We start from the raw sequence: 13,752 nt of genomic DNA on the forward strand, positions 1-13,752 counted from the left end.
GGGCGCGACGTGCGGGCCGGGGACCTCCTGCAGGTGAACGGCATCGGCGCCAGCGGCCAGTGGGGGGACTGGGCAAGCACCCCGGCGGGCGAGGGGGGCACGAATCTCGCGCGGGCCTGCGCGCTGGCCCGCGGGCGCGGCGCCAGCGTCGGCCTCGCCTACGGCGTGACGCCGGCCGGCGGCGGCAGCCTCTACTCACTCGTGCTCCGGCCCGACGCCTCGGGCGCCGTCTGGCCGCTCTACTTCAGCGACTCGCCCTGAGCCGGCGGACCGCCCGCGCGGCGGTCCGGCAGGTAGCAGTCCGCGAGCGGCGGGGCGCCGGCGGGCAGCAGCCCGTGGCGGGCGCAGTGCTGGTAGAGCACGGCGGCCGCGCTCGAAGCCACGTTGAGGCTGTTCTTCACCCCCAGCATCGGCAGATGCAGCACGGCGTCCGCCTGCCGCAGCAGTTCGCGATCGACACCCAGCACCTCGTGGCCGAAGACGAAGCAGCTGCGCAGGGGTCCGTCCCACTCGTAGAGCGAGCGGCTGCTCGGCGTGCGCTCGACGGCGACGAGGGCGAAGCCAGCCGCGCGCGCCCGGGCGACGGCGTCGAACAGACGCAGGTCGTGGCACCAGGGCACCGTCGCCGTCGTGCCGAGCGCTGTCTTCTCCAGCTTGCCGTTCGGGGGAAAGGCGCTGATGCCGACGAGGTAGAGCTGCTCGAGGCGCAGGGCGTCGGCGCTGCGGAAGATGTCGCCGACGTTGAAGGCGCTGCGCAGGTTGTCCAGCAGCACGGCCACCGGCGTGCGGGGACCGGCGGGCGCGTCCGCGCGGTCCTTCCACATCGCATGCAGGGGATCCGAGTCCACGGCCACTCCTCGGCAGGGGTTGCGGGCCACTCTAGCCCGCCGGCGCCCGGCGCGCAATCGGCGGCCGGCGCTTGTCGCCGCGCGCGGCGCCTGCTACACCTTCCGTTCCCGCGCCCGGCCGGCGCGGTCGGGAGGTTCCGTGTCTCCAGGCTCCTCGCGGGGCGTGCGCGGCGGCCGCCTCGCCCTCGCGCTCCTCGTCCTCCTGCTCCTGCCGCGGCCGGGACGGGCTGCCGACGCGCCCTACTACTTCTACCAGGGCCGGCGCTACGGCAGCGAGGCGATGGTCCAGCCGCTGCGCATGATCGTCAACAGCGGCTACGGAATCATGCAGCTGGACAACCGCAGCCACGCGGTCTGGGAGGTGGACTACGCCCGCGGCTGGCGGACCCTCCGGCGAAATCTCGGCCATCCGATCACCGCGATCGAGCAGGAGGGCTGGGGCGACTTCTTCCGCAAGGAAGTCGTCCCCTTCAGCACCAACACCGCCGAGGCCCGCTACTGGCCGAACTACACGCAGCACCTCATCGGCGGCGGCATGAGCTACCGGCTGATGCTCGAGTGGTACCGCTGGCACGCCTTCCCGCGGCCGCGCCTGTGGGCGATCGGCTCGATCACGGCCTACCACGTGCTCAACGAGGTGGTGGAGCTGGACGCCTACGACGGCTGGACCACGGATCCCATCGCCGACCTCTACCTCTTCGACCCCCTGAGCTGCCTCCTCTTCAGCTCCGACCGCGTGGCGCGCTTCTGCGCCGAGACCCTGCAGATGGAGGACTGGTCCTTCCAGCCGGCCTACCTGCCCAAGGGCGGCCGGCTCCACAACAACGGCCAGAACTTCGCCTTCAAGCTGGCCCTGCCCGGCTCCGAGCGCTGGAGCCTCTTCTACCACTTCGGCACCCACGGCGAGCTCGGTCTCTCGCGCCGCAGCGCCAGCGGCCTCGCCTGGTCGGCGGCCGCCGGCCTCAAGGCCAAGAACCTGCTCGAGCTGGACGCGGGCACCCGCGGCGTCGACCTCTCGCTGGTCGGTGGGCTCTGGATCGACCGCGACGGCTCGCTGCTCGCCTCCCTGGTCGGCGCCGCCACCAAGGAGTACCGCCTGCGCCTGAACCTCTACCCCGGCCTGCTGCGGCTCGGCCCGATCAGCCCCAGCTTTTTCCTGGTGATGAACCGCGAGAATCGTATCCTCGTCGGTCTGGGGGTGACGCAGCTGCCGGTCGGGCTCGGCCTGGCGCTGGACTGAGGCCCGCGCGGCCCCGCCGGCGAGAGGAGGAGGGACATGGCGTCCGCAGGCGGTCCGCTGCCCCAGCCCTGGCGCGAGCTCGAGCGCGAACTGAACCCGCGCCAGCGCGAGGCCGTCTTCAGCGCCGCGCCGCACTGCCTCGTGCTCGCCGGGCCCGGCACGGGCAAGACGCGCACCCTCGTCAACCGCGCCGTCTACCTGGTCAGCGTGGCGGGGGAGGATCCGGGCGCCATTCTGACGCTCACCTTCACGCGCAAGGCGGCCCGCGTGATGCTCGAGCGCCTCGCGCGCTACCTGGGCGAGGAGGCGGCGCGCCTGCGCACGGGCACCTTCCATCACTTCTGCCTCGAGCTGCTGCGCGGGTGCGCCGGACGGGGGCCGGTGCCGCGCGATTTCAGCGTCGCCGACGAGCCGCGCCAGCTGCGCGCCCTCGAGCGCGCCTGGAGCCGTCTCGGTCTCGCGGGGCGCGAACCCGACGAGCGCGAGCTGCGCGGCCTGCTCGGCCGCTTCGGCGCCCAGCGCGCGGGTCGCAGCGGCGAGGCGCTCAGCCCGCTCCAGCAGGAGCTCTTCAGCGAGTACCAGCGCCTGCTGCGGGACGAGCGCGCGCTGGACTTCGACGACCTGCTCGACCTGAGCCGCCAGCTGCTCGAGACCGATGCGGCGCTGCTCGCCGCGACCCGCGCGCGCTGGCGGCGCGTGCTCGTCGACGAGTTCCAGGACACGGACGCCCTCCAGTACCGGCTCCTGCGCCTGCTCGTGCCCGAGGCGGGGAGCAGCTTCGTCGTCGCGGACGACCAGCAGTCGATCTACGCCTGGCGCGGCGCCGACCGGCACAACCCCGAGCGCTACCGGGTCGACTACGCGCCGCTCGTGCTGCGTCTGGAGGAGAACTACCGCAACCGGGAGACCATCCTGAGCGGCGCGCTCGCCGTGCTGCGCGCGGGCGGCGAGGCCGTGCCGCCTCTCGTCAGCCGCACGGGCGGCGCCGGCAGCCTCCGCCTGGAGGCCTTCGCCAGCGAGCGCGAAGAGGCGGACTTCCTCGCCGCCGACATCCGCCGCGCGCGCGCCCGCGACCGCCGCCTGCGCTGGGGCGACATCGCGATCCTCTATCCCAAGCACGCGATCGGCGAGTACCTGGAGACGCGCCTGATGGCCGAGCGCTTGCCGGTCGAGCTCGTCTCGGGTCGCGCGCTGCTCGCGCAGGAGCGCATCCGGCGCGTCGTCGCCACGCTGCGCCTGCTGCGCCATGGCGGCGACGACGAGGCCCTCGCCACCCTGCTCGCCGCCCGGCTCGACGAGAGCGCCTACGCGCTCCTGCGCCGCGTCGCCCGCCAGGCGGGCGACTCCCTGCGCGCCGGGCTCGAGCGCATCCTGCGCGGCGGCGGCCGTCTGCGCGCGGCGCGCGAGCGCTGGCAGGCCTTCCAGAGCGGCGCCGGGGCCGCGGCCGCGGACGACGCCGCCTGGCTCCAGGCCTGGCGGACGGCCTTCCCCGAGGGCTTCGGGCTCACGGCCTTCCTCGACGCCGAGGCGGTCGGCGAGCTGCCCGCAACGGCCGCGGCGGGGGACGCGGGGGCCCGGCGCCGCGCCGCGGAGGCCGCCGGTGAGCGGCTCGTCCAGCTCTCGCGCCTGCCCTGGCTGCTCGAGGGCATCGTCGCCCAACTGGGCAACCTGCGCGCCGGGCAGGCCGGGCGCGGCCTGAGTCAGCTCGTGCGCGAGATCTTCCTCGAGACCGCCGACCCCGAGGAGGGCGAGCTGCCCGGCGATCCGGCGGCGCTGCCGGGACTGCCGGCTCTGCTCGCGGCCCTGCGCGAAGCGCTGCGCCGGGGGCGGCGCGTGCTCCTCGAGACGCCCGCCGCGCCAGCCGCTGCGGGCCTGCTCGTCGATCTGCTGCGCGGCGGGCTGGAGCCCTGGCATGCGCAGTGCCTGCTGCCCGCGGGCGCAGCGGCGGCGCCGGCCGACGCCCTGCGCCTCAGCGGCGATGGCCAGCGCCTCAGCCTGCAGGGAGCGGGCGTCCAGGCCGAGGCTTCGGGCGCGCCGGCCGCGCTGCTCGTCTTCAGGCTCTATCAACTCTGGCGGGGCGCCGAGCACCGGCCGCTGCGCGACTTCGTCGTCTTCGACCTGGAGACCACGGGCGTCGACCGCGAGCGCTGCGAGGTGGTGGAGGTGGCGGCCGTGCGCGTCGAGGACGGCCGCGAGGTCGCGCACTTCGCGACCCTGCTGCGCCCGCGGGGGCCGATTCCGCCCGCCGCGACGGCCGTGCACGGCATCACCGACGCCATGGTGGCCGCGGCGCCGCCGCCCGGCCCCGCGCTGCAGGGCTTCCTCGCCTTCCTCGGCGAGCGCGACCTCGTCGCGCACAACGGCGCCAACTACGACTACCCGATCCTGCGCCGGCTCGCCCGCGAGCAGGGACTGGCGCTCCCGCGCAACGCGATCTTCGACAGCCTGGCGCTGGCGCGGCAGCTCCATCCCGGCGAGGGCAACCGCCTGGAAGACCTCGTGGCCCGCTACGGCGTGCGCGCCGAGGCAAGGCACCGCGCCCTCGCCGACTGCCGCGCGCTGGCCGCGGTCTTCGCGCGCCTGCAGGCGGAGCAGCTCGCCGCGCTGCGCCGGCGCAGCGGGCGCGAGGCGCTGGCCCCCGCGGCGCTCGCGCACTTCCTTCTGAGCGGCGGCGAATCGGCGCCGGGGCCCGCGCTCGTCCGCGAGGACGCGGCGCTCTTCACGGCCGGCGTGCGGCGCCTGCTCGCCAGTGGCAGCGGCTGGCTCGATCGCCTCGCGCCGGCTGCCGAGACCGCCGACGCGGCGGCCGCCGGGGAGGCGGCGGCCGCGGCTCGCCGGCGCCTGGAAGCCGCGCTGCTGGCGGCCGCGGGCCTCACGGCCGAAGCCCCCGATCTCTTCACGGGCCTGCGCAGCGAGGAGGAGCGCTTCCTCGCCCTGGTGCCGCGCTTCGACGAGCTCTTCCTCGGCGACTCGCTGGCCGCCTTCCTCGACTTCCTCGCGCTCTACCAGGCGCCCGATCTCGCCGGGGGCGGCGACGCCGTGCAGCTGATGACCATCCACGCGGCGAAGGGACTGGAGTTCGAGCGCGTCTACCTCGTCGGGCTCGAGGAAAACGTGCTGCCCGGCTACTACGCCCTGCGCTCCAGCGACCCCGAGGAGCTCGCCGAGGAGCGCCGTTTGCTCTTCGTCGCGATGACCCGCGCGGCCAGCGCGCTGACGCTCACCCGCGTCGAGAGCCGCGGCGGCTTCCGGCAGGCGCCGAGCCGCTTCCTCGCCGGCCTGGCGCCCGCCGTCCAGGAGTCGCCGTGAGGCTGCCGCACTGGCTGCGCGCTCTCATCGCGATCGCACTCGCGCTCGCCGTGCTGCGCGCGATCGCCGTGCCGCTCGCCCGCCAGCGCGCCGAGCGGCGCTCGGAGAGCGCGACGCTCATCGCCCAGCTGCCCGCCGGGCTCGAGGCCTGGTGCTTGGAGCGCCCGGCGCTGCGCCGCGCGCCTGCCGGGCTCTGGCCGGTGGCTGGGGCCGCCTGGCGCGCGCGGGCCGCCGCCTACGGCCTGCCGCTGTCCGCCCTGGCGGCCGACTCCCTGCTCCGTCTCGAGCCGCTGCAGGGCGACTGGCTCTGCGGCCGCCGGGCCGACGGCGCCTGGCTCATCGTCGGCGCCCGCGATCGTCTGCGCCCCGCCGTTCTCCGCGCGCTGCCAGCGGGAGGAGCGATCGCCCGCCTGCCGGGCGGTCTCGCGCTCCGCGCGGCTGGCCAGCAGTTCCTGCTCGCCTCCGACTCGACCCTGCTCGGCGGTTCCGCCTGGCTGGACGCCCAGCCGCGCTGGCTCGAGCGCGACGACCTGCTCCTGGGGGCCGACTGGCTGGAGTATCGCGCGGCGGGACCGGGAGCTGGCGCGCTGCTCGGCGCCAAGTGGCTGCTCGGGCGTCTGCTCTGCGAGGGACTGGCCTGGGGCGCGCCGGACGGCGCTGCTCGGCTGGCCGCGCTCTGTCCCGGCCCGCCGCCGCCTGCGGCCGCCGACTCGGCCCTCGCCGCGCTGCCGCTTCTGCGGCGCAGCGGTCCCTTCGCGCCCGATGGTCGCTCGCTGCCGCTCGTCGCGAGCGCCTACGCGGAGAGCGAGTCGCTGGGCGTCGCCGAGCGGCGCTGGTCGGCCGGGTCCGCCGCCGCGCTCGCGCGCCTGCTCTGGTTGCCCTGAGCCGGCCGGCGCCGGGGAGTTTGGCATTGACAGTGCCCAGATGGCCGAACACTATGTCGGGGATTGTGATGAAAGGTACGAAATGAGCGTTCTCGCCGCCGCGGACCGCCTCGCCGCCGGCTCCTACGTCCCCATCGCCATCCTCCTCCTCCTCGCCCTGCTCCTCTCGGGGGCGATGGTGGCGGCGAGTCGCTACCTGGGGCGCCGCTTGAAGGCGCCGGGCAAGTTCACGCCCTACGAGTCGGGCATGGATCCGCGCGGCGATGCCCGCGACCGCTTCTCCGTCAAGTTCTACCTCGTCGCCATCCTCTTCATCATCTTCGACATCGAGGTCGTCTTCCTCTATCCCTGGGCCGTGCACTTCAAGCAACTCGGCCTCTTCGGCCTGGTCGAGATGCTGATCTTCCTGGGCATTCTCGGCGTCGGCTACCTCTACATTCTCGGCAGCGGCGCCCTGGACTGGGACCGCGGCGGGCTCTACGAGCGGCGGGCGGGCGATGGGGCTGAGTGAGCCGCTCGCGCGCGTGGCCGCCGAGGCCCGGGCCCGGTTCGGCGGCGCGCTGCTCGCCGTGGAGACGGACCGCGGGGAGCTGACCCTGCGCGTCGGCTCCCGGGACCTGCTTGCCCTGCTCGCCTGGGCCCGCGGGGCCGGATTCCCGATGCTCACGGACATCAGTGGCGTCGACGGGCTCGGTCTCGGCTGGCAGCCCCGCTTCCGCGTCAGCTACCACCTGCTGAGCCTGGAGCAGGGGCAGCGTCTGCGCGTCCAGGCCGACACCGCCGAGGACGCGGCCGGGCCCAGCCTGCCCACCGTCACCGGCCTCTGGCCGCTGGCCGACTGGAACGAGCGCGAGGTCTGGGATCTGATGGGCATCCGCTTCACGGAGCACCCGGACCTGCGGCGCATCCTGCTGCACGAGGACTACGCGCTGGGGCATCCGCTGCGCAAGGACGTGCCCACGCGCGGGATCCACGACGACAACCGCTAGCGCGCCGCGCCGACCACGGAAGGAGGGGGCATGGTCGCCGAAGCCATCCAGCGCGAGATCGACGCGATCGTCGCCCGCTATCCCGATCCGCGCTCGGCACTGCTGCCCATCCTGCACCGGCTCCAGCGCGAGGAGGGCTGGCTGAGCCCGACCGCCCAGGCCTGGGCCGCCGAGCGTCTCGGCCTCAGCCCCGCCATGGTGCAAGGGGTGGCCACCTTCTACACGATGTACAACACCCGCCCGGTCGGCCGGCACCTGATCCAACTCTGCCGGACGCTGAGCTGCGAGCTGCGCGGATCGCTCGAGATCCGCGCAGCGCTCAAGGCGCGCCTGGGCATCGGCCCCGGCGAGACGACGGCGGATGGCCGCTTCACGCTCGTGGAGGTGGAGTGCCTCGGCGCCTGCGGCACGGCGCCGGCGATGATGGTGGGAGAGGACTACTACGAGAACCTGACACCCGCCGGCCTGGACGCGATCCTGGCCGCGCTGCCCTGAGGGGCGCCCCAGGCGAGGAGACGATGGCCGCCTTCGCACCGGTACTCACGCGCATCGTCGGACTGGCCGACGCGCACACGCTCCGCGTCTACACGCGCGAGGGCGGCTACCGCGCGCTGCCGATGGCGCTCCGGCAGGCGCCGGCCGCCATCGTCGAGGCGGTCAAGGCCTCGGGTCTGCGCGGCCGCGGCGGCGCCGGCTTCCCCTGCGGCATGAAGTGGGGCTTCCTGTCCGACCCCGCCCGGAACCCGAAGCCGCGCTATCTCGTCTGCAACGCGGACGAGAGCGAACCGGGCACTTTCAAGGACCGCGTCCTGCTGCGCGACAATCCGCACCTCTTGATCGAGGGCTGCGCGATCGCCAGCTACGCGCTCGGGGTGCACGACTGCTTCATCTACATCCGCGGCGAGTACGCCGCCGAGGCGCGCATCCTCGAGGCGGCGATCGCCGAGGCGAAGGCCGCCGGGCACCTGGGGCGGGACATCCACGGCAGCGGCTTCGACTTGGAGATCGTCGTCCACCGCGGCGCCGGCGCCTACATCTGCGGCGAGGAGACGGCCCTGCTCGAGAGCCTCGAGGGCAAGCGCGGCTACCCGCGCATCAAGCCGCCCTTTCCGGCCGTGGTCGGCCTCTACGGCTGCCCGACGGTGATCAACAACGTGGAGACCCTCTGCTGCGTGCCGCCCATCGTCGAGCGCGGCGCCGAGTGGTTCGCCGCGATCGGCCGCGAGAAGAACACGGGGCCCAAGCTCTACTGCGTGAGCGGGCACGTGGCGCGGCCGGGGACCTACGAGGCGCCGCTGGGCATCACCTTCCGCGAGTTGTTGGAGGAGCACTGCGGCGGCATGCGGGACGGGCGCCGCCTGAAGGCGGTGATCCCCGGCGGCAGCAGCACGCCGGTGCTCACGGCCGACGAGGTGCTGGACGTCAAGCTGGACTTCGACGGCCTGGCCGCCGCGGGGTCGATGCTGGGCAGCGCCGCCGTCATCGTCATGGACGAGACGACGGACATGGTGCGGGTGGCCTTCAACCTGATCCGCTTCTACCACCACGAGTCCTGCGGCCAGTGCACGCCCTGCCGCGAGGGCTGCGGCTGGCTGGAGAAGATCCTCGCCCGTTTCGACGCCGGGCGGGGGCGCGCGGGCGAGATCGCCCAGATGCTCGACATCTGCGACAACATGGCCTTCAAGACGATTTGCCCGCTCGGCGAGGCCGCGCGCATGCCGACCGAGTCCTACCTGCGCAAGTTCGCCGGCGAGTTCGAGGCCCGCATCGGCGCCGCCGCGGTCAAGGGGAACTGATGGCCGAGCTGCTCATCACCGTGGTGAAGATCCTGGTCATCATCCTCGTCGTGCTGACCGGGGTCGCCTACATGACACTCGCCGAGCGCAAGGTCTCCGCCTTCATCCAGTGGCGGTTGGGGCCGAATCGCGTCGGGCCCTGGGGCCTGCTGCAGCCCATCGCCGACGGCCTCAAGTTCGTCCTCAAGGAGGACTTCACGCCGCCGGGCGCCAACCGCGCCCTGCACGCCCTGGCGCCGATGCTGGCGATGACGCCGGCGCTCCTCACCTACGCCGTGATCCCCTTCGGCGGCACGCTGCCCGTCTTCGGCCACGAGGTGCGCCTGATCGTCGCCGATCTCTCGATCGGCATCCTCTTCATCTTCGCGATCGCCAGCCTGGGCGTCTACGGCATCGCGGTCGGCGGCTGGTCGAGCAACAACAAGTACGCCCTGCTCGGGAGCCTGCGCGCGAGCGCGCAGATGATCAGCTACGAGATCGCGATGGGCCTGGCCGTGATCCCCGTGATCATGTTCGTCGGCTCGCTGAAGCTCACCGACATCGTCGCCCACCAGGGCGCCAACCCCTGGTTCGTGCTCAGCCAGCCGCTGAGCTGCCTGCTCTTCGTCATCGCCGCCTTCGCCGAGACGAACCGGCTGCCCTTCGACCTGCCGGAGGCGGAGCCGGAGCTGGTGGCCGGCTACCACACCGAGTACAGCTCGATGAAGTTCGCGATGTTCATGCTCGGCGAGTACGTCAACATGATGACGGCCAGCGCGCTGATCGTGACGCTCTTCTTCGGCGGCTACCACCTGCCTTGGGTGGAGACCCTGCCCTTCTTCCAGGCCAACGCGGCCTGGCTGGCGCTGCTGCAGGTGGCGACTTTCCTCGCCAAGGTCGCGCTCTGGCTCTTCCTCTTCCTTTGGGTGCGCTGGTCGCTGCCGCGCTTTCGCTACGACCAGCTGATGGGCCTGGGCTGGCGCGTGATGCTGCCGCTCGCCCTGGCGAACCTGGCCTTCTACGGTCTCTGGTCGCTCAAGGACCTGCCCTAGGAGGGCGCGTGAGAGAGGTCTTCTTCTACTTCTTCGCTGCGCTCGCGGTGCTCTCCGGGCTCCTCGTGATCACCCGGCGCAATCCGCTGACCGCCGCGCTCTACCTGGTCCTGGCCTTCTTCGCCCTGGCCGGGGTCTACGTCCTGATGGACGCGTTCTTCCTCGCCGCCGTGCAGGTCGCCGTCTACGCGGGCGCCATCATGGTGCTCTTCCTCTTCGTCATCATGCTGCTCAACCTGGGGCCGGACGACCTGCCGCCGATCATGACGCGCCGGGTGCGCTGGCTCTACGCGGCGGCCAGCGCCGCGCTCGTGCTGCTCTTCCTCGGGCTCGACCTGGGGCGCCGCCTGCCGGCGCCGACGCCCGGCGCGGCCGGCGAGGTGGGGGCCATCGCCGCGCGGCTCTTCGGCGACTACCTGCTGCCCTTCGAGATCACCGCCGTGCTGCTCTTGGTCGCCATCGTCGGGTCGGTCGCGCTGGCCCACCGGGAATAGGAGGGGCGCCGTGATCAACCTCGACCACGCCCTCATCGTCAGCTTCCTGCTCTTCGGCACGGGGATCGCCGGCGTGCTGCTCAGGCGCAACGCGATCGTCGTCTTCATGTCCATCGAGCTGATGCTCAACGCCGTCAACCTCGCCCTGGTCACCTTCTCGCGCCTGCGCGGGGACCTCGACGCCCAGGTGCTCTGCTTCTTCGTGATGGCCGTCGCCGCGGCCGAGGCGGCGATCGGCCTGGGCCTCGTCATCGCGCTGTTCAGGCGCCACGCGAGCATCGACCTCGACCGGGCGACCCTGCTGAGGAGCTAGGCATGGACTTCCAGCCCTTCCCGCTGATCCTGCTCTTCCCGCTGCTGGGCGTGCTGGCGAACGCCCTGCTCGGCAGGCGGCTCTCCCTGCGCGCAAGCGGCGGCCTGGCCTCCCTGATGGTCTTCTTCTCCTTCCTCGCCGCCGGGCACGGCTTCCTGACCCTGCGCGACCTGGAGCCCGCGCCCGGGCAGGCGCCGCGCCTCGTGATCACGCTCTGGGAGTGGATCGCCAGCGGCGACCTGCGCGTCGACTTCAGCCTCCTGCTCGACCCTCTCAGCAGCGCGATGGCGCTCATCGTCACGGGCGTGGGCTTCCTCATCCACGTCTACAGCATCGGCTACATGGCGCACGACCGCGACTACCCGCGTTTCTTCGCCTACCTGAACCTCTTCATGCTGGCGATGCTGCTCCTGGTCCTGGGCGACAACTTCCTCGTCCTCTTCGTGGGTTGGGAGGGCGTGGGCCTGTGCTCCTACCTGCTGATCGGTTTCTGGTACGACCGCATGTTCACGGCGACGATGTCCACCGCCCAGGCCGGCCAGAAGGCCTTCGGGGTGAACCGCATCGGCGACTTCGGCTTCCTGATCGCGCTCTTCCTCATCTTCACGCACTTCCACAGCCTGCGCTTCGACACCGTTTTCGCGGCCGCGCTGCACCACCCGGCGAGCGCCGCGGTGATGACGGCGATCGGCCTGCTGCTCCTCGTCGGCGCCGCGGGCAAGAGCGCCCAAATCCCGCTCTTCGTCTGGCTGCCCGACGCGATGGCCGGCCCGACGCCGGTCAGCGCGCTGATCCACGCGGCGACGATGGTGACGGCCGGCGTCTACATGGTGGCGAGAAGCCACGTCCTCTACGCCCTGGCGCCGGTGGCGCTCGCGGCCGTGGCCTGGATCGGGGCCCTGACGGCGCTGCTCGCGGCGACGATCGCCACCCAGCAGAACGACATCAAGAAGGTGCTCGCCTACTCGACGGTGAGCCAGCTCGGCACCATGTTCCTCGGCCTGGGCAGCGCCGCCTTCGGCGCCGGCATCTTCCACGTGCTGACGCACGCCTTCTTCAAGGCGCTGCTCTTCCTCGGCGCCGGGAGCGTGATCCACGCCCTGCACGAGGAGCAGGACATCCGCAAGATGGGCGGCCTGCGCCGGCAGCTGCCGATCACCTTCGCCACCTTCCTCGTCGCGACGCTCGCCATCGCCGGCTTCCCCGGGCTCTCCGGCTTCTTCAGCAAGGACGAGATCCTCGCCGCCGCCTTCCAGGCGCAGCCGCTGCTCTGGGGCATGGGCGTGCTGACGGCCGGTCTGACCAGCTACTACATGTTCCGCCTGCTCTTCCTGACCTTCTTCGGCGCCTCGCGCCTGGCGCCCGAGAAGGCGGCCCACCTGCACGAGTCGCCGCGCGTGATGACCCTGCCGCTCGTCGCGCTGGCGCTGCTCTCGATCGCCGGCGGCTGGCTCGGCCTGCCGCCCGTGCTCGGGTCGCACTGGCTCGGCGGCTTCCTCGGGCCCGTTTTCGCGGACCTGCATCACTTGGAGGGCGGTGCGCACGGCGGTCATCTCGGCCACGCGACGGAGTGGATGCTGATGGGCGTCTCCACGCTGGTCGCGCTCGGGGGCTTCGCCGTCGCCTGGCTGCGCTTCCTCAAACCGGCCGCGCTGGGCGACCTGTTCGCGACGCCGGCCAGCGCCTGGCAGCGCCTGCTCGCGGACAAGTACCGCATCGACGAGCTCTACGACGCCCTCGTCGTGCGCCCGCTGGGCCGCCTCGCGGGCTTCCTCTGGCGCTGGATCGACGAGCTGCTCATCGACGGCCTCGTCAACTTCTCGGGCCTGGCCGTGCGCGTCGGCGGCGAAGTCCTGCGGCTCCTCCAGACGGGCTACGTCCAGACCTACGCCTTCTTCATGGTGCTGGGCGTGATCGTCCTCCTGCTCCGGCTGCTGGCCTAGGGGGAAAGGGTGCTCGACTCCTGGATCCTGACCTGGCTGGTCTTCCTGCCCGTGCTCGCCGCCCCGGCGCTCTTCCTGCTGCCGGGCGGGCGGCCGCAGCTCGCGCGCACCTGGACCCTGCTCGTCACGACGGCGACCTTCGTCCTCTCGCTGCACCTCTGGTTCCACTTCGACCCCGCGAACACGGCCCCGCAGTTCGCGCGCTCGGCGCCCTGGATTCCAGGCCTGGGCATCGGCTACACGGTGGGGGTGGACGGCATCAGCCTCCTGCTGGTGCTACTGACGACCTTCATCATGCCGCTGGCCGTGCTCGGCGGCTGGCGCGCCGTGGACGACCGCGTGCGCGCCTACCACGCCTGCCTGCTCCTCGTCGAGGCGGGCCTGCTCGGCGTCTTCGTCGCCGGCGACCTCTTCCTCTTCTACGTCTTCTGGGAGGCGATGCTGATCCCGATGTACTTCCTGATCGGGGTCTGGGGCGGCCGCCGCCGCGTCTACGCCGCGCTGAAGTTCTTCCTCTACACGATGGTCGGCAGCCTGCTGATGCTGGCGGCCATCCTCTACCTCGTCGTGCACCACCACCAGGCGACCGGCATCTGGACCTTCGACGTCGGCGCGATGAGCGCGACGCGCCTCGTCGGCCGGCCCGAGCTGCTCGCCTGCCTCGCCTTCGCGCTCGCCTTCGCGATCAAGGTGCCCGTCTGGCCCCTGCACACCTGGCTGCCGGACGCGCACGTCGAGGCGCCGACCGCGGGCAGCGTCATCCTGGCCGGCGTGCTGCTCAAGATGGGCACCTACGGCTTCCTGCGCTTCTGCCTGCCCTACTTCCCCGGCGCCGTCGCCACCCTGACGCCCTGGTTCATGACGCTGGCCGTGATCGGCGTCCTCTACGGCGCCCTCGTCGCCAA

The 13,752-nt window shown here is 72.6% G+C and carries 13 protein-coding genes; 12 read left to right on the forward strand and 1 reads right to left on the reverse strand.

All coding sequences use genetic code 11. The features are described from left to right. Window positions 1-239: 239 nt before the first annotated feature. Entirely contained in the window at window positions 240-848 is a 609-nt protein-coding gene (locus FJ251_07720; GenBank protein ID MBM4117621.1) for an RNA methyltransferase, read from the reverse strand. A 139-nt stretch (window positions 849-987) separates the two neighbouring features. Here FJ251_07720 and FJ251_07725 point away from each other — a divergent pair, with 139 nt between their 5' ends. From FJ251_07725 to FJ251_07780, 12 genes are all read left to right on the forward strand, one after another. Continuing rightward, a complete protein-coding gene (locus FJ251_07725) occupies window positions 988-2,088 on the forward strand; it encodes a hypothetical protein (GenBank protein ID MBM4117622.1) in 1,101 nt (366 codons plus the stop codon). Between the two features lie 36 nt (window positions 2,089-2,124). Next, window positions 2,125-5,397 carry a hypothetical protein gene (locus FJ251_07730; protein ID MBM4117623.1) on the forward strand — a complete coding sequence of 1,091 codons (3,273 nt, stop codon included), beginning with the start codon at window positions 2,125-2,127 and terminating at the stop codon, window positions 5,395-5,397. After that, window positions 5,394-6,281 carry a hypothetical protein gene (locus tag FJ251_07735; GenBank protein MBM4117624.1) on the forward strand — a complete coding sequence of 296 codons (888 nt, stop codon included), beginning with the start codon at window positions 5,394-5,396 and terminating at the stop codon, window positions 6,279-6,281. The genes FJ251_07730 and FJ251_07735 overlap by 4 nt, the downstream gene beginning before the upstream one ends. An 82-nt stretch (window positions 6,282-6,363) precedes the next feature. After that, window positions 6,364-6,792 carry an NADH-quinone oxidoreductase subunit A gene (locus FJ251_07740; GenBank protein ID MBM4117625.1) on the forward strand — a complete coding sequence of 143 codons (429 nt, stop codon included), beginning with the start codon at window positions 6,364-6,366 and terminating at the stop codon, window positions 6,790-6,792. Further along, window positions 6,779-7,270 (forward strand): hypothetical protein, encoded by a 492-nt coding sequence (locus FJ251_07745; protein MBM4117626.1) that lies wholly within the window; start codon window positions 6,779-6,781, stop codon window positions 7,268-7,270. The genes FJ251_07740 and FJ251_07745 overlap by 14 nt, the downstream gene beginning before the upstream one ends. A 30-nt stretch (window positions 7,271-7,300) precedes the next feature. Further along, the gene (gene nuoE, locus FJ251_07750; GenBank protein MBM4117627.1) at window positions 7,301-7,765 is read left to right on the forward strand and encodes an NADH-quinone oxidoreductase subunit NuoE; all 465 of its coding nucleotides are present in this window, start codon (window positions 7,301-7,303) and stop codon (window positions 7,763-7,765) included. Window positions 7,766-7,788: 23 nt separating this feature from the next. Next, window positions 7,789-9,066, forward strand: a complete 1,278-nt coding sequence (gene nuoF / locus FJ251_07755; GenBank protein ID MBM4117628.1) for an NADH-quinone oxidoreductase subunit NuoF — start codon at window positions 7,789-7,791, stop codon at window positions 9,064-9,066. Continuing rightward, window positions 9,066-10,097 (forward strand): NADH-quinone oxidoreductase subunit NuoH, encoded by a 1,032-nt coding sequence (nuoH, locus tag FJ251_07760; GenBank protein MBM4117629.1) that lies wholly within the window; start codon window positions 9,066-9,068, stop codon window positions 10,095-10,097. The genes nuoF and nuoH overlap by 1 nt, the downstream gene beginning before the upstream one ends. 8 nt (window positions 10,098-10,105) lie before the next feature. Beyond that, complete coding sequence (locus FJ251_07765) at window positions 10,106-10,591, forward strand: NADH-quinone oxidoreductase subunit J (GenBank protein ID MBM4117630.1); 486 nt, start codon at window positions 10,106-10,108, stop codon at window positions 10,589-10,591. 13 nt (window positions 10,592-10,604) lie between these two features. Beyond that, window positions 10,605-10,904: an NADH-quinone oxidoreductase subunit NuoK gene (gene nuoK, locus FJ251_07770; GenBank protein ID MBM4117631.1), complete on the forward strand. Its 300-nt coding sequence runs from the start codon at window positions 10,605-10,607 to the stop codon at window positions 10,902-10,904. A gap of 2 nt (window positions 10,905-10,906) precedes the next feature. Continuing rightward, on the forward strand, window positions 10,907-12,847 hold the full coding sequence (gene nuoL, locus FJ251_07775; protein MBM4117632.1) for an NADH-quinone oxidoreductase subunit L: 1,941 nt from the start codon (window positions 10,907-10,909) through the stop codon (window positions 12,845-12,847). 9 nt (window positions 12,848-12,856) lie between these two features. Continuing rightward, the coding region (locus FJ251_07780; GenBank protein ID MBM4117633.1) for an NADH-quinone oxidoreductase subunit M at window positions 12,857-13,752 on the forward strand (896 nt) is incomplete at its 3' end.

The organism is bacterium, from assembly GCA_016873475.1.
Lineage (GTDB): Bacteria > Krumholzibacteriota > Krumholzibacteriia > JACNKJ01 > JACNKJ01 > VGXI01.